We start from the raw sequence: 24411 nt of genomic DNA on the forward strand, positions 1-24411 counted from the left end.
CCAAACTGAATTTCACGCCATATCATGTATTGGTTTCCCGGATTTCCGGGCGATTAAGGGTGATTGGCGGATAGAATAAGGAAGATAACCATATGGCAAAAGTTGAAGTGTATGCCACCGAATGGTGCCCGTTCTGCAAACGCGCGCGTAAGCTTTTGGAAGAAAAAGGTGCCAAGTACCAGTTGATCGACGTGATGATGGAGCCACGGCGCAAAAAGGAAATGATGGACCGTGCAAACGGAAAACATACCGTGCCGCAAATCTTCATCAATGACGAACATATCGGCGGCTGTGACGAACTGATGGCGCTAAACGCCAAGGGCGATCTGGACACCAAGCTGTCTGCATAAGTTCAAGATTCTAGGCGACTAAATCGGGTGGCAATGATCGTTGCCACCCGTTTATTTTTTGATGTCGGATACGGTTTCAAGCGTTTTGCGAAATTCCGAAAATGCCGGGGTTTCAAATCCCGGGCGGCAGGCCAGAACAGTATCAACAGTCATGAGCGGATGTTCCTTGACCGGGCCAATATGGCGCATCAGATCAACGACACTGCGTGGCATGATGCTGATGCATGAACCTGCTGCTGTGCAGGCAAACATCGCGTGATAGGAACCGACTTCCTGAACCGCGAAATGTTCCTTGATTGATCCAAAACCGGTCAGCCATTCCTCCGCCAGCATGCGATAGGTGCAACCCGGTGCAAAGGCGGCCAATGCTTTTGGTTTGATATCGCTGGCATGCCGGATATCGGGATGTCCGGGCGGCAACAGCAGAACCAGCTGTTCGCGAAACAGGGCGTGCGTATCAAGTGTTCCGGGTTCCAGCCACCATTCACCCGACGGAACTGCAATCAGCGCGCAATCAATACGTCGTGCCAGAAGGGCATCAATAAGCTGGCGGGTGGGGGCGGTTGAAAGTTCGATTGTGACGTCGGGCCATGCCTTGTTATATGCCGCAAGTGGCACGGGAAGGCGGCTGGCAACCGTGCTTTCCATTGATCCGACACGCAAGGTTCCGCAAGGAGCCGACGGATTAACAACCTGTCGGGCTTCATCGGCAAGGTTCAGAATGCGATCCGCATATTCCAGAAAAGTTTCACCTTCCTGTGTCAGCAGCATGCGCTTTTTGTCACGTTGAAACAGGGCAACACCGATTTCTGTTTCGAGTTGCTGGATGCGCGTGGTGACGTTTGATGGCACCCGGCCAAGCCGTTCGGCTGCGCGTGTAATTCCCTGTTCTTTTGCGACGGTGCGAAAAATTGCCAGCGATGCATGATCCATCGTGAGTTCTCCAGTGCGGAATTTTCTTGAATTTATATTCATTATTAAAGAATATATGTCAATATTAATTCTGAATTCATGAAGGATATACGTGCCAGATGGTGCGAAAACCTCCGGGAGGACCGAAATGCTTGATACGCTTGGTGTGACATTGCCGATTGTACAGGCCCCGATGGCCGGGGTTTCTACCCCGGTACTTGCCGCAGCGGTTTCCAATGCAGGGGGCTTGGGATCGATTGGTATCGGCGCGACTGATCCGTCCGGTGCGCGCAAAATGATCGAGGAATTACGTGCTGCGACCGACCGTGCCTTCAACGTCAATGTGTTCGTGCATGAAACACCCCAACCGGACCGGGCGCGCGAAGCGGAGTGGCTTGACGCGTTAAGGCCGTATTTTGACGCGTTCGGTGCACCGCCGCCGTCAAGTTTGCGCACCATCTATAAAAGCTTTGCCGATGATCCGGAAATGCTCAAACTTTTGATCGATATGAAACCGGCTGTGGTCAGCCTGCATTTCGGATTGCCGTCTGCCGATGCGATTGCAGCCTTAAAGCAGGCCGGGATCACGCTGTTTGCGACGGCTACCAGTCTGGACGAGGCACGCAAGATTGAGGCGGCGGGCATTGATGTCATTGTTGCGCAGGGGATTGAGGCTGGCGGTCATCGCGGCGTTTTTGACCCGCATGCGCACGATGATGGTTTGGGGACCGTCGCATTGACCCGTCTGCTGGTACGCCATTGCACTTTGCCGGTTGTTGCAGCCGGGGGCATCATGGATGGTGCGGGGATTGCCGCCGTACGTGATCTTGGTGCCGTTGCCGCCCAACTGGGGACGGCATTTATCGCATGCCCGGAAACGTCGGCCGATGACGGATATCGCAAAGCACTTATGGGGGATGGTGCACATCATACCCAACTGACATCGCAGATTTCTGGGCGTCCGGCCCGGGCGATTGCAAACCGTTTTACGGCTTTGGGGGATGCTTTGGACGTTTCCGTGCCATCCTATCCGATTGCTTATGACGCGGGAAAAGCATTGAATGCTGCGGCCAAGGCACAGGGTGAATATGGCTTTGGGGCGCAATGGGCCGGGCAGGGCGCGCCGCTTGCACGTGCGATGCCCGTAGCCGAGCTTGTCGCGACCCTGATGCAGGAACTCGACGCGGTGGATCGGAGCTAATACCTTACTGAAAATCAAAACCCCCGATCAAGATGACCGGGGGTTTTGTTGGTGGTGGCACGGGGGATTGGGTTTATTAGGAAAATATCTGTTCCATTTCCTTGCGAAACGCGATGGCCGGATCATGAGCATCAAATTCAACATCATCCCATGTCAGTACCTGATCACAGGCAACCGCACGTTTGATTTTCAAATGATGGGCCAACCCGATCGGAAGCGCATTACGGGCGCGCGATGTTTTGGCCGGCATCAGTTTTCCGTAAACGGTAAAGCCGCCTTCACCATCCAGCATGTCACCAACCGCAAGGTCACGTTTGACGGTGGCAACCGCATCACCAGACCAGACACGCGATGATCCGGTGGCCTCATGGCGGAGTGCTGCGGACGCCACCGAAATGCCAAGTTCCAGCCCGATCAGGTGATAGGGTTTGTACATTGTCGAATATTGGCCGGTCGGATCGGTGAGTAAGCCGTATTCGGAAAAGCAGCGCGCGACATAATCACTCGGCGCTTCAAACGTGACATAAACGCCCCAGCGCAGATCGCGAAACACCGGGCGGGTATCGCGTTCAAGGCTGGACACCACCTCGACCGTGCCCTTGCGGTCCAGAATGCCGCCACTTTCACGCGGAGATAAAAGGCGCGGCAGATCATCAACCCCGCAGGCCGGGAATTGCAGCCCGCAGTCTTGCGGGATGAGGTCGCAGGCGTTGGACACCGCCGCCATTTCGATGGCCGATTTGGTACCATCAAGGAAGCTGTTGAAAATTTGCGGGTTCATGCCGCCAGCCTTGGCCTGATCAGGTGTCAGACCATAGTGGGTCCAGACATCATCAGGGGTGACGTGATGATAAATCGGCAGGTACTTTGTGCCCTTGCCCGCACAAACGACCGACAGGCCCACCGCGCGTGCCCAATCAACCATTTCGGCAATCAGGGCCGGTTGATCGCCATAGGCCATGGAATAAACCAGACCGGCGGCCTCGGCCCGTTTGGCCAAAAGCGGCCCGGCAAGAACATCGGCCTCGACATTGACCATGACGATATGACGGCCATGCTCAATCGCCTTTAACCCAAACCGAATACCCGCCGCCGGGCTGCCGGTGGCATCAATGATGACTTCAAGCCCATCGGCCTCGATCAGGGCATCGGCGTCTTCGGTGAGCCATGTGGTGCCGTTTTTAAGGGCCGATGCCGGGTTGGGTGCGCCATATTGCTCCGCCGACCATCCGACACGTTTAAGGGCGTCTTTGGCGCGGTCAATGCTGAGATCGGCAATGCCCAGAACGTGATAGCCCGGATGATGCCCGGCCTGACTTAAAAACATCGATCCAAATTTACCCGCCCCGATGATGCCAACCCGAACCGGATTGCCCTCATCGGCACGTTTACGCAGTTTTGCGTCGAGATTCATTTTATTCTCCAGCCCCGGAACTTTTTATGCCGCAGATTGCTTTGAAACCAGCTCATCAAGGCAGTCATCGGCAAGTGGCGTGATCGGGGTAAAGTCCCGATGCGCGATCCATGGTTTGCGATTGAACGCCCGGATGTGGTTGGACACTGCACAGAGGCTGAGATAGACAATCGTTCGGTCAAACGGGCTGATGTTGGGCGGGCTGGCATGGACCAGATTGCCATGGAACATCACAACCGATCCAGCCGGACCAACCGGGGCTTCGCAGCCGCCATCTTTTGCCAGTTCGGTCACTGTTTCGCGATCAAGTGTCCATAGCGGATAGGACGTGGTTTCAAGGTCATGTCCGGCTTTAAGCACACCGGCCTTGTGGCTTTTGGGGATAAACAAAAGCGGGCCGTTGGCCGGGGTGACGTCTTCGAGGAACAGGGCAATGTTAAAGGCGCGCGGTTCGGGCATTTCGTCATCGCGCTGCCAGGTGCCATAATCTTGATGCCACTGCCAAACCGCGCCATCAAAGGCGGCCTTGGCGTTGATTTTGTATTGATGCATGTAGACCTGTTCATCCAAAAACTGTTCAACAGGTTCAATCAGGCGGGGATGGGCGCCAAGGCGGCGGTGGGCATCATTATAGGTGTGCGCGGCAAAGGCCGTTCGGGCAACACCGGATGTCTCGCGCCAGACCTCTTCGCGGTCGGAGGCATAAATCTTGCGGGCTTCGGACAGAAGCAAGGCGGCTTCGTCGCGGGAAAACAGTTCGGGTAGAAAAACAAAGCCCTTTTCGCGAAATTCGGCAAGTGCCGTTTCGTTGAGTTTCATGATGTTTCCTCCGATCCGCACAGTGTTGTTTTTATGGTGCGGCTGATGCCCGGTTGCGGGCGGTTAATTTGTTTGGGTCTCGGTATCCTTCATTCTCGACGTCAGGCGGTGCTTGGCATTGTTGCTATGGTTAATGGCAAGCTTTTGGGCACGGTCGCCATCGCCGGCGCAGATCGCGTCGGCGATGGCTTCATGTTCCGTCCAGATCGGATCTCGGGACGATCCGCTCTGAAGATAGGCATGCATAACACGCCGAATTTGCAGCCAGACGGCTGCAGATGCCTCAGGCAATAGGGGATTGCCTGATAGGCGATAGATCGTTTGATGGAATGCGACATCGGCTGCAACAAGGTCTGCGGTGTCGCCGCTGCCCAGAGCGTGGTGTCCCTGTTGTATGGCAGCCCGCAGAGCCGATTTCCGGTTAACATCCAAGGATTGAGCCGCAAGACGGGCCGCGAGCCCGTCAAAGGCTTCTCGCAGGTCATAAACGTGACGGACCAGATTGGCATCCACTTGGGAAACGCGATATCCGCGCCGCCCCATTGGTTCAACCAGTCCGTCACGACGCAGCAACCCCAGAGCTTGCAACACTGGTTGCCGCGAGACATTGAGCTCCTCGGCAATAGCTTCCTGACGCAAAGGCGTTCCGGGAGGGAGAGCACCAGAACACAGCGCATCGACCAAACGGTCGTGCACTTCGTCAGTCAGGCTTTTGCGACCGGAAAGAGGTTCCATCTTCAATCCTTCTTAGGTGTACGGAATACTGTATACACTAATTTAAAAGCGCGAAAGAGGGAATTTCCCGATGTGGCAATTAGTCATAAATTATGAATAATTGTCCTGATTGTGTGTTTTAGGTGAAAAGTCTTTGCGGCGGCTCAGAACCTGGTCATCGACACGGAGGATCGTGGGTTTATATTTGTATGACTTATGGCAAATGAGACTTGCCGCCCCGGACTGACATCTCCATCATCATATGGATGATCGTAAAAAGGAGATTGCGTCATGACCCGTTTCATTGCTGCCTGCGTTCAGGTCAATTCCCGTGATGACATGACTGATAACCTTGCGCGTGCGGCGACCTATGCCCGCGATGCGCATGCGGTTGGGGCGCGGTTGATCGCATTTCCTGAAAACATATCAATGATGTCGTTTGGCGGGGAAAATGTCCGTGCGGCGGCCTTCCTTGAAGACGAGCATCCCGGACTGGCGTTTTTTGCTGATCTTGCCAAGGAATTGGAGGCGACCCTCATTGTCGGATCGCTGCATGTAAAAGCACGCGACGAGGATCGGGTGGCCAATCGCTGCTTTGTGATCGGGCCAGATGGCAATATCATCATATCATATGATAAAATACATATGTTTGATGTCGATCTGGCCAATGGGGAAAGCTACCGCGAAAGCAAAACATTCCGTCCCGGCGATGCGGCCCGCGTGGCGGAAACAGACTATGGCAAAATCGGTGTGTCGATTTGTTATGACGTGCGGTTTCCTCATCTGTTTCGCGATTATGCCAAGGCCGGGGCAAAGATACTGAGCATTCCCGCGGCCTTTACCCGCACCACCGGGCAGGCACATTGGCATACGCTTTTAAAAGCACGCGCGATTGAAAACGGCTGTTTTGTGATTGCGGCTGCGCAGTGCGGGGAGCATCCGGGCAACCGGCAAACATTTGGTCATTCGCTGATCATTGATCCGTGGGGCAACGTTCTGGCCGATGGCGGGACCGATCCCGGCTTTATCACCGCCGAGATCGATCTGGATCGGGTGGAGGAAATCCGACGCATGGTGCCGTCGCTGCAAAACGAGCAGAGCTATAAACCCTGTTAGGTTATTGATCGGCTCGTTTGGGTGAAGCGATCAGGAATAGCTGACGATTTCAAACTCGATGCCGTCTTCATCATCGAAATAAAACCGGCGACCGGGTTCGTAGTCGGCGTGGTTTTTGGTTTGATAGCCAGATGCCTTGATCCGTTGTTCGGTGGCATCAAGATCATCCACCACAATCGCCACATGGTTCAGGCCGCCACGGGTTTCATAGGAACTTTCGGAACCGTCATTTGGTTTGCCCGGCGAATAGAGTGCGACGTAACTGGATGTTTTGCCAACATGATAGGTCGTGCCATCATGGATCGCGGCCCCATGCCAGCGGATATGCCAGCCAAACCAGTCACACAGCCGCTGTGCGGTTTTGGCGGGATCGGAAACGGTGAAATTCACATGTTCAAGAAATGCTTCAGCCATGGCGGTTCTCCTTATTTGATGGGTTAGCTTATTCCTTTGTCCTAATTCCTCAAGTTAAGTTGAGGTCAAATGTTTTTTGACATTGTTTTTAAGGGGAAGTTTTAGGGGTGCATCGTTAAGATCACGCAAGCTCACGAAACAGTGTCGCAACGTCATTTCGATTTTATCGCCCCATCGGTCAATCTTTGGGCATGGCGTAAATTCAACCGGAGAATCTGGGAAATGTTAAAGCGATTTTTGATGAGTTCGGCAGTGCTTGTTGCCATGTCGGGGGCAGCGATTGCCGGTGAGCAATATGTTGATGAAACCGGCTTTGCGATTAGCGGTTATGACGCGGTGGCCTATTTCAATTTGCCACAAAAAGATCCCGGCATGATGCAGCCCCATGCCGTGCCGGGCCGGGCGGATATCACCGCGGACTATAACGGTGCGACATGGGCGTTTGCCAGTGCCGAGAACCGCGACATGTTTCTGGCCAACCCGGAAAAATACGCCCCGAAATATGATGGCCATTGCGCCTATGGCGTTGCCAAGGGCGGCAAGGTGCCTGCCAATCCCAACCTGTGGCGGATTGTCGATGGGGAACTTTATCTTAACATCACCCCGGCGGTGGTTGGGTTCTGGAATGAAGATATCAACGGCAACATCAGTACTGCCGAAGGCAATTGGTCCGGTCTTGAGGCCAAGGATGCCTCGGGGAAAAGCTGGACTGCAATCAGCGATAATGACGGCACCTATGATGGTCCTGCACCGATAAAATAAGGTGTGGAAGCATTGCCAGAGCGTATGAAAGCCTAAAAAGAAACAAGCCAGCTGCGATATGCAACTGGCTTGTTTTTATAGGTTATGGGTTTGGTGCGATTAGCTGGCGATTTCGCCGCCATCCTGCTTGGTAATTGCGACAACGGATGGACGCGGAGGCATGCCATCGGCAAAGTCCGGCCAGCGCGTACTTGGCGCGTCAAATGTCGAGCCATCCGCAGGATGCTGGACCGCGACAAACAAGGTCGTCCCGTCCGGGGTGAATTCCGGACCGCACATTTCAGCACCTTCCGGGCACGCAAAGAAGAATTTGGTCAAGGCCCGGCCCGCACCAGATACGTCGGTTGCATGCATGCCGTCCGGAATATCGGATTTTGGTGCGCCATCGGTTGAAATCCACAAGCGTCCCTTGTGGTCGACGGCCATGTTGTCGGGGCAGGAAACCCAGCTTTCGGCGCCGGGATGATACGACGATTTGTCGTCTGAATTTGCCGGATTGCCGCCGAGAAGGAAGATGTCCCACGTGAAGGTATCTGCGGTGTGATCGGCGTCCTTGCCCGTGCCACCCGGAGGCGTCAGTTCGAGCACGTGACCATGGATGTTTTCAACGCGCGGATTGACGATATTGGCTTCTTTGCGTTTTGAGTTGTTGGTCAGCATGACATAGACCTTGCCATTGACCGGGTTTGGTTCGACATCTTCGGGCCGGTCCATTTGGGTCGCGCCAAGAAGATCAGCCGCACGGCGCGTTTCGATCAGAACATCGGCCTGACTGTTAAAGTCGTTTTGGGCTGTCAGCGGACCATCACCGTGAACCAGTGGCATCCAGTTTACGCTGCCATCTTCGTTGAATTTGGCAACGTAAAGCGTGCCGTCTTCAAGAATGTCCATATTGGCGGCGCGGTCATTCGGATTGAATTTTTTCGATGCGACAAATTTGTACAAGTAATCGAAACGCTGATCATCCCCGGAATAGGCGACAACCGAGTTATCCTTGTTGAGGATGACGGTCGCGCCTTCGTGCTTGAAGCGGCCAAGGGCGCTGCGTTTTTTTGGCGTTGAGGTCGGATCATACGGATCGATTTCGACCATCCAGCCGAATTTGTTCGGCTCGTTCGGTTCTTTTTCCACATTGAAGCGGTCGAAATATTTGACCCAGCTGTACCAACTGTCAGTGCTGATGCCCAGGCGCTTGTAATTGCGTTCTTCGTTGGTTTTGCTGATGTCGCCACCAAAGTATCCGTTGAAGTTTTCCTCGGCGATCAGGATCGTGCCCCATGGGGTTTTGCCACCAGCACAATTGTTAAGTGTGCCGATAACCCGTGTACCGGTTGGGTCGCTGCTGGTTTTTAGGCGGTCATGGCCTGCGACTGCACCTGTAATGACCATTTCCGTATCAAGAGCAGAGATGCGGCGTGCATATTTCGATCCGTCGACGACCTGCCACGTGCCGCCGGTTTTTTTGACTTCAACGACGGAATGCCCGTGGGCGGCAATTTCATGAAGTGCCTGTTCTTGCGATACGCCCATCGCATCTTTGAGGCCCGGCCACATCAGTTCGGCATTGGTGTATTCATGGTTGACGCATAGCAGGCCGTGATCGGAGCTATCAGAACCAATCGGCAGCGGCATGAATGCGATGAAATCGTTATTATATCCAAACTGTTTGTTTTGCGAGACGGCATCAACGGCCCCTGGCACGAACGCCGGCGCATCAGCCACAACCTTGTCGCCGTAACGAATGAGAATATTGGCATCATAGCCATCGGCAACAGCGTGGGTTTTTGTAATTTTCTGCGGGATCGACTTAAAGGTCAGGGTCGATGCATCCTGTGCGCGGACCACGCCATTGGTTGCCATATAGGCACCTGCAACGGCGGAAGTTGCCATGAGGCCCTTGAAAAATCCACGGCGGGAAAGACGCGCATTGATCAGGTCGGCAACGCGGGGGTTGCTGGTTGGATTAGATGGGATGTCGTCTTGATCTTCAATAATTTCAAATTGTTCGTTCATGGCAAATTCTCTCTCTTTTTTTTGGGCGGGCGGTGAAACCAATGAAGAGGAAGATGCCAGAAAGATGTGCGCGATGAGTGTGACACTTGTGTTGTTTTTTTGCTTTGCGAATGCGCATGGAATAAGAAGATTTTTTCCGCAGATTTTAGGTCCTGAGCCTAGGGCTTTCGGACAGCTATGGCCTGTTTGACCGCATGGGGATGTGGGGCGTTTTCGTGGTAAACGTCACCCTGCATCTGGTTGATTATGCGCCAGCCGGAAAACGCGGTCAGAAGTTCGTCTTCTTGTAACAGGAAGTCAGGAGACCGCGGGCGGCCAAATTGCTCATTGCCGATCATGAAGGTTTCATAGATCAGGGTGCCACCAGACCGAACCGCATCGCGCAGATGATCAAAAAGGGAGCGGTGCAGGTAATTGACCACAACAATCAGGTCAAACTGCCGGGTGCCCAACGGCCAGTGGCCGGTTTCAAGGTCGGCTTGCAGCCAGTCAATGCGTGCATCGGCGGCGCAATCGGTTTGGGAAAGATCACGGTCAAGGGCGGTTACCTGCCATCCGTGTTGGGCCAGCCAGAAACTATGCCGTCCTTTGCCACACGCAACATCAAGCGCACGGTTATGTCCCGGTGCAGGTGGAGGGACATTTTGGGTGATCCAGTGTGACGGCAATTGGGATGACATTTTCATAAATCTTGTTTATTGAAGGTTTTGCCTGTGGCTGGCGATGTTTGCCCGTAGGGCCATATTACAGTAATCATATCGTCATGCGATCAATACGGTTTGCACACATACCATCATGATTCTATTTCAGCTTAAATGCGAACATGATCACGAATTCGAAGGCTGGTTCAAGGACGGCGCGACCTATGACGCGCAGGCCGCCGGGGGTGATTTATCCTGCCCGGTTTGTGGCACGTCCAATGTTGGCAAGGCCTTGATGGCGCCGCGTCTTCGCACGACACGCCAAAAAGAAGATGCTGCTGAAAAACAGCGTCAGAAGGCGGTTGCCGAAGCCACCAAGACCGCGATTGCCGAAATCCGCAAACAGGTCGAAACCAATTGCGAGAATGTCGGTACCAAGTTCGCCGAAGAAGCCCGCAAAATCCATTATGGCGAAACCGAAAAGCGCGGCATCTACGGCGAAGCGTCGATCAAGGAAACTGCCGAACTGGTCGATGAGGGCATTGATATTCATGCCTTGCCCTGGGACGACAAGACCAAGAAAAACTGATCAAGAGATCAGGTTTCTATCACCTGTCGTTGTGCAAGGTTTTCCGGTCTTTCGGAACAGGCGTTTGCCCGTCTTTACGCCGCAGGTTTGCGCGCAATCACCATGTAATTGACGTCAAGGTCGCGGGGTGCCGGGGACCATTTGTCATTGATCGGGTTATAGGCGACACCGGTGATATCAACCATCTCAAGCCCGGAACCACGCAAGTAACCTGACATTTCCGACGGTTTGACGAATTTGCGCCAATCATGGGTTCCAGCGGGCACCCAGCGCAGAATGTATTCCGCGCCGATCTTGGCAAGGGCAAGGGATTTCAGCGTGCGGTTCAGGGTGGCGATAAACATCAAACCGCCCGGTTTAAGCACCGACGCGCAAGCCTGCATGAAGAACTGCGGGTCATCGACATGTTCGATGACTTCCATGTTCAGCACGACGTCAAACTGTTTGCCCTCATCGGCCAGCATTTCGGGCGTGCCACAGCGATAGTCGATCTCCAGCCCGGATTGTTGGGCGTGGACCTTGGCGACATCGATGTTGTTTTGCGCCGCATCGACGGAGATCATTTTGGCCCCCATGCGGGCAAGCGGTTCGGACAGAAGGCCCGCACCACACCCGATATCGATGATTTCGATGTCCTTGAGCGGTTCAATGGTGTTGGGATCGCGCCCAACATGCGCACAGATATTGTCGCGCAGGAGCCCCAAACGTACCGGGTTGAATTTATGCAGCGGCTTCATCACACCATTGGGATCCCACCATTCTTCAGCCATGGCGGAAAAACGTGCAATTTCCTCGGCATTGGCAGTGCGGCTGGTTTTGGTGGGGGCTTCCGACATGGCGTGGCTCCGAAGGCGTGATGTCAAATATGTCTGCACTGTTTACGCGGGGACGCCTAGCAAGGCAATACTTCGGTGCAAAACCGTGGCTGTCATATGTTGGTAGGGATGGACGTGCCAGCGATCTTTCTTGAGTTGTTTAGGGGGGCTGGTGACTTTGGAAAAGGTGCCCTGCACAAATGGTATGGATCATCAGGGTTATTAGGTAAATTTCGTCGAAAATTTCATTGAATTTGCCCATCACGAACGATTGGGAGCATTTTTGCAGAGAAAAAATGCATCGACGCAATTTATCGGCTTGGTTGATGCTTGTTTCGCAATGCGTATGGCAGTATTGATAACGCCGCCCGGATCAGGAGTAGCGCTGTATATAGAGCATGCACCCTTGGTTCGGCACCGGATCACATGCCGTCATTTTCGGATAGCCGATCGACGGCGAGCATAGCGGGGATACTTCATGGCCCGTATTGTCATGAAATTTGGCGGCACTTCGGTCGCCGATGTCGAAAAAATCAAGAATGTCGCACGCCGGGTTAAAACCGAGGTCGATGCAGGCAATCAGGTTGCGGTTGTTGTTTCCGCGATGTCGGGCAAGACCAACGAACTGGTTGGCTGGGCACAGGAAGTGTCGCCGATGTATGATGCGCGTGAATATGACGTCATCGTATCGTCGGGCGAACAGGTGACTGTCGGCCTTCTGGCGATGGCCCTACAAAGCATGGATGTGGCAGCACGGTCGTGGCTGGGATGGCAAATTCCGCTTAAGACCGATGGCGCACATGCCAAGGCACGCATCAAGGAAATCGACACCACCGAACTTGATAAACGCCTGAATGGTGGCGAAGTTGTCTGTGTGGCCGGGTTCCAGGGGATTGCACCCGATAACCGGATTACCACGCTGGGCCGTGGTGGGTCCGATACATCGGCGGTGGCACTGGCGGCGGCATTGAAGGCGGACCGCTGCGATATCTACACCGATGTTGAGGGGGTCTACACCACCGACCCGCGGATCGTGCCCAAGGCGCGCAAGATCGATAAGATTACCTACGAAGAAATGCTGGAACTCGCTTCGCTGGGTGCGAAGGTCCTACAAACCCGATCGGTTGAGATGGCGATGAACCATCGCGTCCGGGTGCAGGTCCGTTCGACCTTTAGCGAAGCAGAAGGAACACTTGTTGTAGACGAGGACGAGATCGTGGAACAGGAAGTCGTAAGCGGGATTGCCTATAGCCGTGACGAAGCCAAGATTACCTTGGTCAAGGTTGCGGACAAGCCGGGCATCGCTGCTTCTATCTTCAGCCCGTTGGCTGATGCGAATATCAATGTCGACATGATCGTGCAGAACGTCTCTGAAGACGGGAAAAGCACGGATATGACCTTTACCGTTCCGCGCGGAGAATTCCAGCGGGCGCTTCAGGTCATTGAAAAGAACAAGGCGCATATCGCCTATCAGGAACTGCTGAGCACATCGGATGTGACCAAAGTGTCGATCATTGGTGTTGGCATGCGGTCCCATGTTGGCGTGGCACGCAAAATGTTTGAGACCCTGGCTGAAAAGGGCATCAACATTCAGGTCATCTCAACCTCGGAAATCAAGGTCAGTGTTCTGATCGCCGAGGAATATACCGAACTTGCGGTTCGTGCCCTGCACACCGCATACGGTCTGGATGCCGATTAATTGCAACGGGGTTTTCGCGTTTTGCGCGATTAAGCCACTGTTAAAGTAAGTATAATACTACATACTAGCTGGGGCTTCTTGGTTTCAGCTTTCTTGATGAAATGGCAGGGGACCCATCGGTCTCCTGCATTTCTGCTTTGGGGTACAAAGAATATGAGCGATCCGAAATTTGACGCAGCACGTGCGCGCCTTGAAACTTTGTGGGCAGCGGGCAAGGAATTTCTGGGAACCGACTACGCCATTATGGCTGGCGCGATGTCGTGGGTGTCAGAACGTCACCTTGTGTCGGCTGTGTCGAATGGCGGTGGTTTCGGGGTGATTGCCTGTGGCTCGATGACGCCTGATTTGCTGTCAGCCGAAATTGCCGCAACCAAGGAAATGACCAAGAAGCCGTTTGGCGTCAATCTGATCACCATGCATCCGATGCTTGATGATCTGATTGACGTTTGCCGCGAACATAATGTTGGTCACGTGGTCCTTGCGGGTGGGTTGCCGTCATCGGCCTCGATCAAAAAGGCCAAGGAATTTGCCAAGGTTGTTTGTTTTGCCCCGGCACTTGTTTTAACCAAAAAGCTGATCCGCTCGGGTGCGGATGCGCTGGTGATCGAAGGCAGTGAGGCCGGTGGCCATATCGGCCCTGTGTCACTGACGGTTCTTGCACAGGAAATCTTGCCGCATGTTGCCGATGTACCGGTTTTCTGTGCTGGTGGTATTGGGCGCGGCGAAGCGATTACCGGGTTGCTTGAGCAGGGTGCATCTGGTGTGCAGATCGGCACCCGTCTTGTCTGTGCCGAGGAATGCATTGCCCATCCCGATTTCAAAAAGGCCTTTATCCGTGCCAGCGCACGTGATGCGATTACCACGGTTCAGCTTGATGACCGTTTCCCGGTTATTCCGGTGCGTGCCCTTGCCAACAAGGGGACCGATGAATTCCGCGATAAACAGCGTGCGGTGATTGAAAAGTTCCGCGCAGGTGAGCTAGATCAAGGCGAAGCCCAGCTTGAAATTGAACACTTCTGGGCCGGTGCATTGCGCCGTGCCGTGATTGACGGTGACGTTGAAAGTGGATCGGTTATGGCAGGGCAGTCGGTTGGTATGGTAAAGAAAGAACAACCGGTTACCGAAATTCTTGAAGAGCTGGTCGAACAGGCCGTTCAATCCCTGGTTAAGAGAGACGACTAAGACAGATGAGCATTCCGTCCGCCGCAGTTTCTGGCCCGCGACGCCTTTTAAAGCGCGTCCGCGACGTTATGGCTGGACCGGGGACTGCGGAGGAACGCCTTGGACAGATCGTGACCATTATTGCTGCTGATATGGTGGCAGAGGTGTGTTCGGTCTATGTGATGCGTGCGGGCGAGGTGCTTGAGCTGTTTGCGACATGTGGTCTGTCCAAAGAGGCGATCCACATGACGCGCCTTCGGGTGGGTGAGGGGATTGTCGGGTTTGTTGCCGCCCATGCGCGGCCCTTGAACCTTAAGGACGCGCAAAGTCATCCGAACTTTGCCTATCGCCCGGAAACCGGCGAGGAAATCTATCATTCCATGATCGGTGTGCCGGTCCTGCGCGGGGGCCGTATCATTGGCGTTTTGGCGGTGCAGAACCGCACCGAACGCCTGTATTCCGAGGACGAGCAGGAAGCGCTTGAAAACGTTGCCATGGTGCTGGCCGAAATGGTCGCCGGTGGTGAGTTGGTTAGCCGCGAAGAACTTATTCCGACCGATGGCATCGCACTTTTGCCGCTGCGTCTTGGCGGGGCGCGGCTTGCGCCGGGGATTGGCAAGGGGATTGCCGTTCTGCATGAGCCGCGCATTGTCATTGACCGCATGGTGTCGGACGACCCCGAAGAAGAACTGACGCGGCTGCGCGAAGCCATGCGGGCCTTGCAAAACCATCTTGATAAGATGCTTGAGGCGGTTTCCGACATTGACGGCCTTGATGAGGCCGACGATCCGGGCGACATCCTTGAAGCCTATCGGATGATTGCCCAGGATACCGGGTGGCTTAACCGGATTACCGAGGCGGTCCATACCGGGTTGACGGCCGAGGCGGCTGTGCAGAAGGTTCATGACGACACCCGTGCACGTATGGCGCAGGTGACCGATCCGTATTTGCGCGAACGCCTGCATGATCTTGAAGACCTTGCCAACCGGTTGTTGCAGCATTTGTCTGGCCAGTATCAGTCCCCGGCATTTGGTGATTTGCCCGATGAAATTATTCTGGTGGCGCGCAACATCGGCCCGGCGGAGCTTTTGGATTACGATCACACCCGGTTGCGCGGGCTGGCGCTTGAGGAAGGGTCACATACATCGCATGTGGCGATTGTGGCCCGTGCCCTTGATATTCCCGTTCTTGGCGGGGTAAAGGGCGTTCTTGATAAGGTCGAAGGCGGTGATCCACTGATTGTGGATGCCGACAATGCCCAGTTGTTCGTGCGCCCCAGTGAAGATGTGCGTGCGGTCATTGACGGGGCGCTTAAGGCGCGTGCACAGCGCAAGGCGCTTTATGCGCAGATGCGCGATATGCCGTCGTGCACGACCGATGGGGTGGATGTTTCGCTTAATATCAATGCGGGGCTTTTGATTGATGTGCCCCATGTCATTGAAAGCGGCGCGGATGGTATTGGTCTGTACCGGACGGAAATCCCGTTCATGGTGCGATCTGCCATGCCCGACATCACCGATCAGACAAAATTATACAACCGTATTTTCGAGCAGGCCGAGGGCCGTCCGATCGTGTTTCGGACGTTGGATGTCGGCGGTGACAAATTGTTGCCCTATTGGGAAGATATGACTGAAGAGAACCCGGCAATGGGGTGGCGTTCGATCCGCATTACGCTGGATCGGCCTGCCGTGCTGGTGCATCAGCTGCGCGCCTTGATCCGTGCGGGGCATGATCGTGATCTTTATATCATGTTCCCGATGATCGCCGAGGTTGCCGAATTCGATCAGGCGAAAGTCCTGCTTGATGATCAGCTAAGGCGTGAAGCCGAACGTGGTTTTGTTCCGCGCAAGGTTGAAGTTGGCGCGATGCTTGAGGTGCCAGCCCTTATCTGGCAGGCACCAGCCTTGCTTAAGCGTGTTGACTTCCTGTCGGTCGGGACCAACGATCTGTTGCAGTTTATGTTTGCCGCAGATCGTGGTAATCCGCGGATTGAAGGACGATATGATACATTATCACCCAGCGTTTTCGCATTTATGCGCCAGTTGGTGACGCTGTGTGACGAAAAAGATGTCCGGTTAACCATTTGTGGCGAAATGGCCGGGCGACCGTTGGAGGCAATGGCCCTTATCGGCTTGGGAATAAAGCGTTTATCTATGGCACCTGCGTCTATCGGTCCTGTAAAGGAAATGGTTAGAAGTATGTGCAAGTATGAAGTTGAACGTTATGTTCTGACGATAATGAATAATTCCACCAGATCACTGCGATCTCGTCTTAAGGCTTTCGCAATAGATCACGGTGTAAAACTTTAAAAACAATCGCTTTTGGTGGGGATTTCTGATATTTTTATTGCTAGATCGTAACGTGGGGGTGCGGAGTTGGCGATCAAAAAGCGAAAGGAAGATCATTTGAATGAGGATGCCCGCGGGCGCCTGCGCTTCAGGCCGTTGTCCGGGGATAATCCCTCGAATGATATTATGATGGAAGCAGAGAACAACCAGCTCGGCGGTCACGCCGATGTCGGACAACTCTTGAAACAGACCCGTATCGGGTTGGGGCAAACCGTCGAAGACGTTTGTCAGCTTCTTCGTATTCGTAAAATTTATGTCGAAGCCATCGAGAATGGAGAGTATTCGCTTTTGCCGAATGGTCCCTATGGTCTTGGCTTCGTTAAAGCATATGCTGAGCATCTTGGCCTTGACGGGGCTGAGATTGCGCGTCGTTTCCGTGAGGAAAACAACGCGCCGGCAGCACGAACGCAATTGTCGTTCCCAAAACCGGTTCAAGAAAGCCGGGTTCCAGGTGGGGCAGTCCTTTTGATTGCCGCGATGCTTGGACTTGGGGCTTACGGCGGGTGGTACTATCTTTCAAGCCAGGGCAAAACCATTGCCGATCTGGTCGATCCACTGCCTGAACGACTGGCAAGCTATACGACGTCTGCACCGAAAGAGCCTGAGCCGCGGACACTTGAAAACGCGGCAGAGGCACGGGCAGCCGAAGCGCCGGTTTCATCGACGGATACTACTGACACTGCAAACGAACCTGCTGGGGTGGAAACACCCGTTGCAAGTTCAGCCACCACCTCCGAGGGTGAGGGTGCAGGGTCAAATGATGTTGCCGTTGTCGAAACCGCACCTGAAACTGCTGCTGCCCCGGTTGAAGAAGCCGAGAATACGGCACCAGACGTTGCAGAACAGCCCGTAAGCGAAACGGCGCAAGCAGAACCTGCTGCGGAGCCGCAAGCGCCGGTGGCTCAAGCACCTGAAACGACACCTGATACGGCACCGGCTGCGCCAGCCGCAGAAGTTGCGTCTGTACCGGAAGTACCTGACGTTGATGATGCGGGTGGTGCGCGTGTGTTTGGATCGGTCAATGTTGACAGCCGTGTGACGATTTCAGCCACAGAAACCAGTTGGGTTCGCATTCGCGAAGCTGATGGTAATGTCTTGCTGACCCGGATGTTGACGGCGGGCGATACCTATCGTGTGCCGAACCGTGACGGGCTTAAGCTTGAAGTCGGTAATGCCGGTGCCCTGACCTATAGCATCGACGGGAACGAAGCGCTTCCGGTTGGTGAATACGGCGCGGTTATTTCGGATTTCTCGTTGAATGTTGATGATTTGACCGACGCTGAAACATCGACTGTTCAGTAAACGCAAGCACCGGTAAAATGGTTTGTGTGACAGATTAAATGCCAAAGGCGGCCCTGTTGGGTCGCCTTTTTCGTGCCTGCCATGCAAAATCGGTGAGAAAATCCGTCAGCCAACGGTTTCTAATCGGCGTTTGATAAGCTATATACACCCCAAGACACCTTGAACATTTTGGAACCGGAAATGAGCGTCCGCCCATATCGCGATATTGAACGCCGCAAAAGCCGCAAAATCCTTGTCGGGAATGTGGAAGTTGGCGGCGACGCACCGATCACGGTGCAGTCGATGACAAACACCCTGACCACCGATGTGAACGCGACAGTTGCGCAGATCCATCGGCTGGAAGAAGCCGGTGCAGACATCGTACGTGTGTCCTGCCCGGATCAGGAATCCTCGTTCGCGCTTAAGGACATTGTCAAACAGGTCAATGTCCCGATCGTGGCCGACATCCATTTCCATTACAAACGTGCGATTGAAGCCGCCGAATCCGGTGCGGCGTGCCTGCGGATCAATCCGGGGAATATCGGGTCGACCGAACGTGTGCGCGAAGTCGTCAAGGCGGCAAAGGATCATGGCTGTTCAATGCGGATCGGGGTGAATGCCGGGTCGCTGGAAAAAGAACTGTTGGAGCGTTACGGCGAACCATGCCCCGAGGCGATGGTTGAAAGTGCGCTGAACCACGCCAAAATCCTTGAAGACCTTGATTTCCGCGAATTTAAAATCTCGGTCAAGGCGTCCGACGTTTTTCTGGCGGTGGCGGCCTATTACGGGCTGGCAGAAGCCTGTGATTATCCGCTGCATCTTGGCATTACCGAGGCCGGTGGCCTGCGCGGTGGGACGGTGAAATCAGCCATCGGGATGGGCAACCTTTTATGGGCCGGTATTGGTGATACGCTGCGCGTGTCATTGTCGGCCGATCCGGTTGAGGAAATCCATGTCGGATTTGACATTCTGAAATCACTTGGCCTTCGCACCCGTGGTGTGCAGATCATATCCTGCCCATCTTGTGCGCGTCAGGGCTTTAACGTGGTTGAAACCGTGGCCGCCCTTGAAGAACGTCTTGCCCATATCTCAACCCCGATTTCGCTGTCGATCATTGGCTGTATTGTCAATGGTCCGGGCGAAGCGCGTGAAACCGATATCGGTTTGACCGGTGGCGGTGGGGGCAATCACAAGATGTATATTTCCGGGCGCCCGGATCATAATGTCAGCACGGAAAAGATGGTCGATCATATCGTCGATCTGGTCGAAGAACGTGCGGCAAAAATCGAAGCCGAAGAAGCCGCCAAACTGGCTGCGGCGGAATAGCAAAGTTGTATTGATCAGTTTTGGCTTTCCGCCACACCGGCGGAAAGCTATTTTCATGTTCGCATGAATTTGCACACAATTGCCTTGTGGGCAAATTGCTGGATTTAAAGAAAGATCGGAGACCCAAAGTGGCATCGCTTCAACCCGTCCGTGGTACGCATGACCTTCTGCCTGAACAGAACCGATTGCAGGATCATATCGCGAATACCGCACGCGACATTGGCGAGTTGTATGGTTATCAGCGTATGACCACGCCGATCTTTGAATTTACCGACGTGTTTGCCCGGACCCTTGGCGATACATCCGATGTCGTAACCAAGGAAATGTACACCTTTGAAGATCGCGGTGGTGAACAGATCACCCTGCGCCCCGAAGGAACAGCCGGTATTGCGCGGGCCTATATGTCCAATGGCATGCAGCAGATGTCCCCGGTCAAGGTCAGTTACTACGGCCCGATGTTCCGTTATGAGCGTCCGCAAAAGGGCCGTCAGCGCCAGTTCCACCAGATCGGTGCCGAACTGCTGGGTGTTGAGCAGGTGGCCGGCGATATCGAGATGATCGGGTACGGCGCGCATATCCTTAAAACCCTTGGTCTTTGGGACAGCATCACGCTGGAGCTGAATACGCTTGGCGATCCGGAAAGCCGTGCGGCGTATCGCGACGTTCTGGTTGATTATTTCAAGGGGCATTTTGACAAGTTGTCGGAAGACAGCCGCAATCGTCTTGAAAAGAACCCGCTGCGTATCCTTGATTCCAAGGATGAAGGCGACCGTGAACTGGTGGCCAATGCGCCGCTGTTTGCCGAGTACCTTAACGAATACAGCAAGGAATTCTTCAAGGGTCTGACCGAAGGGCTTGGCGATATCGGGATCAATTATGAATTGAACCCGCGTCTGGTGCGCGGGCTGGATTATTATTGCCATACCTGTTTTGAATTCACGACCAACACTCTTGGTGCGCAGGGAACCGTTATGGCCGGAGGCCGGTATGACGGGCTGATTTCGACCATGGGTGGCCCGCAGACGGCTGGTGTTGGCTGGGCAGCAGGTGTTGAACGACTTGCCCTTATGGTTGGGCAAGCCCCGGCAGGTCCGCGCCCGGTGGCGCTTATTCCGATGGGGGATGCTGCCGAAGCCAAATGCCGTGCACTGGCCCAGACGTTGCGCGAAGCCGGTATTGCGGTTGAGCTTGGCTATTCCGGCAATATGAAAAAACGCCTGAAACGGGCAGACAAGGCCAATGCCCGTATGGCGGTGATCCTTGGTGATGATGAACTGGCAAACGGTGTTGCCCAGTTGCGCGATCTTGATAGCAGCGAACAGCGCGAAGTGGCCCTTGATCAACTGGCTGGCGTGATCAGCAAAGGATGAGTTAAGGCGTGACAGACGGGGCAGACGGGATTTCGCATGAAGATGCCGGGGATTGGCCGCTAGATCGCCTTTTGGTGATCGGCACCAATCATCGGCGGTCCAGCGAAGATACCCGCGATCGTCTGTTCATTGACGAAGCCCGCCTGCCACAGTTTTTGGCCGCGATTGCCCAAGCCCGTTTGGGGCAGGCGGTTGTGGTGTCGACCTGCAACCGTACTGAAATCCATCTGTTGGCGTCCGAGGCCGAACGCGGCCGGGAACGGTTGATTGATTTGATGTCGCTTTGGGCGGATGTCGATCGGGATCAACTGGCCGCCGAGCTTTATATTCGTTCGGGCCGCGATGCGCTGCGCCACATGTTTGCGGTGGCGGCATCCCTTGACAGTCTGGTGATTGGCGAGCCGGAAGTTTTCGGGCAGGTCAAGGATGCGCATCGGATTGCGCGCAAGCATGAGCTTGTCGGGCGTGAGCTTGAACTGGTCTATCAGGCGGCCTATGCCATTGCCAAAAAGGTCCGCAATCAAACCGGCATCGGACAGGGGGCTGTTTCAATTGCGGCGGCGGCCCAGTCGGTGGCGCGCGATTTACATGGTGATCTTAAAAACTGCACCCTGTTGCTGGCAGGGGCCGGTGACATGGGCGAATTGATTGCCGCATCGCTTGCCGAACGGGGCATTGGCCGCATTCTGGTGACGGATCGTTTGGCCGCACGCGCCCGTCTTGTGGCGCGCCGTCTTGATTGCCATTGGTCGGAAATGGAAGACCTTGATCGTCTGATGGCAGAGGCCGATCTTATTCTGACTGCGGGGGGATCGCGGCGTTACATGATTGACCGGGATCGTGCGTTGGCGGCGGTCAAACGCCGCCGGTATCGCCCGGTCTTGATGATTGATACGGCTGTGCCCGGTGATATCGACCCGCAGGTCGATGAGATTGACGAGGTTTTCCTTTATCGGATCGAAGACCTTGAAAATATCGCCGCCGAAGGGCGCGGTGGCCGTGAACAAAAGGCCGAAGAAGCCTGGGCCCTGATTGAGGCGGAACTTGACAGGTTTGTGCGCGACCGTGCACAGCGGGCCGCCGTTCCGGCAATTGCAGATTTGCGCAAACGATTTGAAACGGTGCGTTCTGATGTTTTAAACGAAAGCCAGGGGGATGCGGAAAAGGCAACGCGGCTTTTGATCAATCGATTGTTGCATACGCCGACCCAGGCCCTAAAAGATCTGGCGACGACAACGGATGGTGCAGGCACTGTCGAATGGGTGAAGGCCCAGAAACTGTTGGCGCGCTTATTTGAACTTGATGACAAACCGGTTGGCGATAAAAACACCCCAACCGACCCCGAACAGGAGAATAAAGAGTGAGTTTGGACCTTGGTAAGCTTGATGGCGTCGTACGCCGGTTCGACGAGCTCAACTCCCTACTGTCGAGCGGCGAGCTTGATGGCGACAACTTTGTCAAACTGTCACGTGAACATGCGGAGCTGTCGCCGATTGTTGAGGCGATTGGGGTCTATACAAAGCTTCTGAGCGATCTGGATGATGCCAAGGAAATTCTGGCTGACCCGGATGGCGATCGCGATATGCGCGAAATGGCCGAGGCGGAAAAATACGAAATTCAGGACAAGCTGCCTGAGGCCGAACACGCCGTTAAGCTGATGCTGATCCCCAAGGACAGTGCGGACAGTAAAAACGCCATCCTTGAAATTCGCGCCGGTACGGGCGGCGAGGAAGCCGCCCTGTTTGCCGCCGACCTTTATCGGATGTATCAGCGTTATGCCGAAGGGCGCGGCTGGAAGTTCGAACAAATGGACGCCAGCGAAAACGATCTTGGCGGGTTTAAGGAAGTCATTGTCAATGTGTCGGGCACGGACGTATTTGCCCGCATGAAGTTTGAAAGTGGCGTTCACCGCGTGCAGCGTGTGCCCGTTACCGAGGGCGGCGGGCGCATTCATACGTCTGCGGCAACAGTCGCGGTTCTGCCCGAGGCCGAAGAAGTTGATATCCGCATTGATCCAAAAGACCTGCGGATTGATACTTATCGCTCGCAAGGGGCGGGTGGCCAGCACGTCAACACGACCGATAGTGCGGTGCGGATTACCCATATTCCGTCCGGGGTGGTTGCGGCCAGTCAGGAAGCAAAATCCCAGCATAAGAACAAAGAAAAAGCGATGAAGATGCTGCTGTCGCGCCTGTATGATCAGGAACGCGAAAGCAAGGACACCGCACGTGCCGCCGACCGTAAATCGCAAGTCGGGTCGGGGGATCGGTCCGAGCGCATCCGGACATATAACTTCCCGCAAGGACGCGTGTCGGATCATCGTATTAACCTGACCCTTTATCGTCTTGATGATTTCATTGCCGGTGGCCCGTCAGTTGATGAAATGATTGATGCGCTGATTTCCGAAGAGCAGGCACAGAAACTGGCTGAAATCGAAAGTTGAGGGGATGGTGGCCAGTACTTCGCAGCATGATGGATCGACCCTTGGTGCCTTGATGGCCGATGGGGTGTCGGCGTTGAACGCCGCCGGGATCGAAAATGCGCGTATGGATGCGCGTATTTTGCTGGCACGTGCGGCTGGTGTGGATGGTGGCCGGATCACCGCATGGCCCGAAGATGACGTTGCGCCCGAAAAGGCCGCAATATTTCGCGATATGATTGCGCGCCGGGCCCGACATGAACCGGTTGGACGGATTCTGGGCGAGCGCGACTTTTGGCGCCATACCTTCAAACTTGCCCCTGATACGCTTGAACCACGCCCCGATAGTGAAACGCTTGTTGAGTGGGCGATTGATTTTCTTGAGGATGCGGATGCGCCGCGCATTCTTGATTTGGGGACGGGGACCGGGTGTTTGTTGTTATCGACACTTGGCGATCTGCCAGGCGCAACGGGCATCGGCCTTGATATCAGCGAAGGGGCGGTTGACTGTGCGCGTGAAAATGCCCGCGCACTTGATATGACCGAACAGGCCGAATTTCGGGTGTCGGACTGGGCGCGCGCACTTAGCGATGGGGAACGGGCCGAGGGGTTTGACCTTGTGATGTCAAACCCGCCCTATATCACGCGTGACGAGATGGACATGCTTAGCCCGGAAGTACAGAAGTTTGATCCGCGTCGTGCCTTAACCGATGAAGGCGACGGATTGGCGGCCTATCGGATATTGGCGCAGGTGGCGTATGATCTGACCAAACCGGCGGGATTTGTCATATTTGAAATCGGGCGCGGTCAGGAAAATGATGTTGGCCGCATGCTTGTCGAGGCGGGATTTGTCGGTGTTGAACACCGCGAAGATCTGGGCGGAATTGTCCGTTGCGTCGCGGCAAAGAAAACCCGTTGTTCCGTAGGACGCTGCGTGATTTAAGTTTTGCATATGTCCTATGTGAAAAAAAGCGTTTGGTACTGAAAAAAACAGTTGGAATAACCGAACAAGCCATATAGGTTGGTTTGAACGGGCCGGGTGCCCGA

Annotated in this window: 22 protein-coding genes; 14 read left to right on the forward strand and 8 right to left on the reverse strand. The window is 54.6% G+C overall.

Going from position 1 to position 24411, the window contains the following annotated elements; genetic code table 11:
* Positions 1-92: 92 nt before the first annotated feature.
* Positions 93-350 (forward strand): glutaredoxin 3, encoded by a 258-nt coding sequence (grxC, locus tag K355_RS0115495; RefSeq protein WP_022733069.1) that lies wholly within the window; start codon positions 93-95, stop codon positions 348-350.
* Between the two features lie 51 nt (positions 351-401).
* On the opposite strand, the gene K355_RS0115500 is transcribed toward grxC, so the two are convergent.
* Positions 402-1283, reverse strand: a complete 882-nt coding sequence (locus K355_RS0115500; protein WP_022733070.1) for a LysR family transcriptional regulator — start codon at positions 1281-1283, stop codon at positions 402-404.
* A 127-nt stretch (positions 1284-1410) separates the two neighbouring features.
* Here K355_RS0115500 and K355_RS0115505 point away from each other — a divergent pair, with 127 nt between their 5' ends.
* On the forward strand, positions 1411-2463 hold the full coding sequence (locus K355_RS0115505; RefSeq protein WP_022733071.1) for an NAD(P)H-dependent flavin oxidoreductase: 1053 nt from the start codon (positions 1411-1413) through the stop codon (positions 2461-2463).
* A gap of 76 nt (positions 2464-2539) precedes the next feature.
* On the opposite strand, the gene K355_RS0115510 is transcribed toward K355_RS0115505, so the two are convergent.
* The 3 genes from K355_RS0115510 to K355_RS0115520 form a co-directional block, all read right to left on the reverse strand.
* Positions 2540-3877 (reverse strand): NAD(P)H-dependent oxidoreductase, encoded by a 1338-nt coding sequence (locus K355_RS0115510; protein WP_022733072.1) that lies wholly within the window; start codon positions 3875-3877, stop codon positions 2540-2542.
* Between the two features lie 24 nt (positions 3878-3901).
* Positions 3902-4696 carry a phytanoyl-CoA dioxygenase family protein gene (locus K355_RS0115515; protein WP_022733073.1) on the reverse strand — a complete coding sequence of 265 codons (795 nt, stop codon included), beginning with the start codon at positions 4694-4696 and terminating at the stop codon, positions 3902-3904.
* A gap of 63 nt (positions 4697-4759) precedes the next feature.
* Positions 4760-5431: a GntR family transcriptional regulator gene (locus K355_RS0115520; RefSeq protein WP_022733074.1), complete on the reverse strand. Its 672-nt coding sequence runs from the start codon at positions 5429-5431 to the stop codon at positions 4760-4762.
* Between the two features lie 270 nt (positions 5432-5701).
* Between K355_RS0115520 and K355_RS0115525 the strand changes: the two genes are divergently transcribed.
* Positions 5702-6526, forward strand: a complete 825-nt coding sequence (locus K355_RS0115525) for a carbon-nitrogen hydrolase family protein (RefSeq protein WP_022733075.1) — start codon at positions 5702-5704, stop codon at positions 6524-6526.
* A 30-nt stretch (positions 6527-6556) separates the two neighbouring features.
* On the opposite strand, the gene K355_RS0115530 is transcribed toward K355_RS0115525, so the two are convergent.
* Positions 6557-6940: a VOC family protein gene (locus K355_RS0115530; RefSeq protein ID WP_022733076.1), complete on the reverse strand. Its 384-nt coding sequence runs from the start codon at positions 6938-6940 to the stop codon at positions 6557-6559.
* 222 nt (positions 6941-7162) lie between these two features.
* On the opposite strand from K355_RS0115530, the gene K355_RS0115535 reads away from it, so the two are divergent.
* Positions 7163-7702, forward strand: a complete 540-nt coding sequence (locus tag K355_RS0115535; RefSeq protein ID WP_022733077.1) for a YHS domain-containing (seleno)protein — start codon at positions 7163-7165, stop codon at positions 7700-7702.
* Between the two features lie 99 nt (positions 7703-7801).
* Here K355_RS0115535 and K355_RS0115540 read toward each other — a convergent pair whose 3' ends face one another.
* Complete coding sequence (locus tag K355_RS0115540) at positions 7802-9715, reverse strand: PhoX family protein (protein WP_022733078.1); 1914 nt, start codon at positions 9713-9715, stop codon at positions 7802-7804.
* Between the two features lie 158 nt (positions 9716-9873).
* Complete coding sequence (locus K355_RS0115545; protein WP_028791650.1) at positions 9874-10395, reverse strand: class I SAM-dependent methyltransferase; 522 nt, start codon at positions 10393-10395, stop codon at positions 9874-9876.
* Positions 10396-10510: 115 nt separating this feature from the next.
* Between K355_RS0115545 and K355_RS0115550 the strand changes: the two genes are divergently transcribed.
* Positions 10511-10945 carry a DUF1178 family protein gene (locus K355_RS0115550; protein ID WP_022733080.1) on the forward strand — a complete coding sequence of 145 codons (435 nt, stop codon included), beginning with the start codon at positions 10511-10513 and terminating at the stop codon, positions 10943-10945.
* 74 nt (positions 10946-11019) lie between these two features.
* On the opposite strand, the gene ubiG is transcribed toward K355_RS0115550, so the two are convergent.
* On the reverse strand, positions 11020-11781 hold the full coding sequence (gene ubiG, locus K355_RS0115555; protein WP_022733081.1) for a bifunctional 2-polyprenyl-6-hydroxyphenol methylase/3-demethylubiquinol 3-O-methyltransferase UbiG: 762 nt from the start codon (positions 11779-11781) through the stop codon (positions 11020-11022).
* 457 nt (positions 11782-12238) lie between these two features.
* Between ubiG and K355_RS0115560 the strand changes: the two genes are divergently transcribed.
* From K355_RS0115560 to prmC, 9 genes are all read left to right on the forward strand, one after another.
* Complete coding sequence (locus K355_RS0115560; RefSeq protein ID WP_022733082.1) at positions 12239-13459, forward strand: aspartate kinase; 1221 nt, start codon at positions 12239-12241, stop codon at positions 13457-13459.
* 153 nt (positions 13460-13612) lie between these two features.
* Entirely contained in the window at positions 13613-14641 is a 1029-nt protein-coding gene (locus K355_RS0115565; RefSeq protein ID WP_022733083.1) for an NAD(P)H-dependent flavin oxidoreductase, read from the forward strand.
* 5 nt (positions 14642-14646) lie between these two features.
* Positions 14647-16929: a phosphoenolpyruvate--protein phosphotransferase gene (ptsP, locus tag K355_RS0115570; protein ID WP_022733084.1), complete on the forward strand. Its 2283-nt coding sequence runs from the start codon at positions 14647-14649 to the stop codon at positions 16927-16929.
* A gap of 165 nt (positions 16930-17094) precedes the next feature.
* A complete protein-coding gene (locus tag K355_RS0115575; RefSeq protein ID WP_245562956.1) occupies positions 17095-18270 on the forward strand; it encodes a helix-turn-helix domain-containing protein in 1176 nt (391 codons plus the stop codon).
* A 180-nt stretch (positions 18271-18450) separates the two neighbouring features.
* Positions 18451-19575: a flavodoxin-dependent (E)-4-hydroxy-3-methylbut-2-enyl-diphosphate synthase gene (ispG, locus tag K355_RS0115580; RefSeq protein WP_022733086.1), complete on the forward strand. Its 1125-nt coding sequence runs from the start codon at positions 18451-18453 to the stop codon at positions 19573-19575.
* A 128-nt stretch (positions 19576-19703) separates the two neighbouring features.
* Positions 19704-20945 (forward strand): histidine--tRNA ligase, encoded by a 1242-nt coding sequence (gene hisS / locus K355_RS0115585; protein WP_022733087.1) that lies wholly within the window; start codon positions 19704-19706, stop codon positions 20943-20945.
* An 8-nt stretch (positions 20946-20953) separates the two neighbouring features.
* The gene (hemA, locus tag K355_RS0115590) at positions 20954-22309 is read left to right on the forward strand and encodes a glutamyl-tRNA reductase (protein WP_022733088.1); all 1356 of its coding nucleotides are present in this window, start codon (positions 20954-20956) and stop codon (positions 22307-22309) included.
* Entirely contained in the window at positions 22306-23388 is a 1083-nt protein-coding gene (gene prfA, locus K355_RS0115595) for a peptide chain release factor 1 (protein ID WP_022733089.1), read from the forward strand. The genes hemA and prfA overlap by 4 nt, the downstream gene beginning before the upstream one ends.
* Positions 23389-23392: 4 nt before the next feature.
* Complete coding sequence (prmC, locus tag K355_RS0115600) at positions 23393-24307, forward strand: peptide chain release factor N(5)-glutamine methyltransferase (protein ID WP_022733090.1); 915 nt, start codon at positions 23393-23395, stop codon at positions 24305-24307.
* Positions 24308-24411: the final 104 nt, after the last annotated feature.

This window comes from Thalassospira lucentensis MCCC 1A00383 = DSM 14000 (assembly GCF_000421265.1).
In the GTDB taxonomy this organism is placed as follows: Bacteria; Pseudomonadota; Alphaproteobacteria; order Rhodospirillales; family Thalassospiraceae; genus Thalassospira; species Thalassospira lucentensis.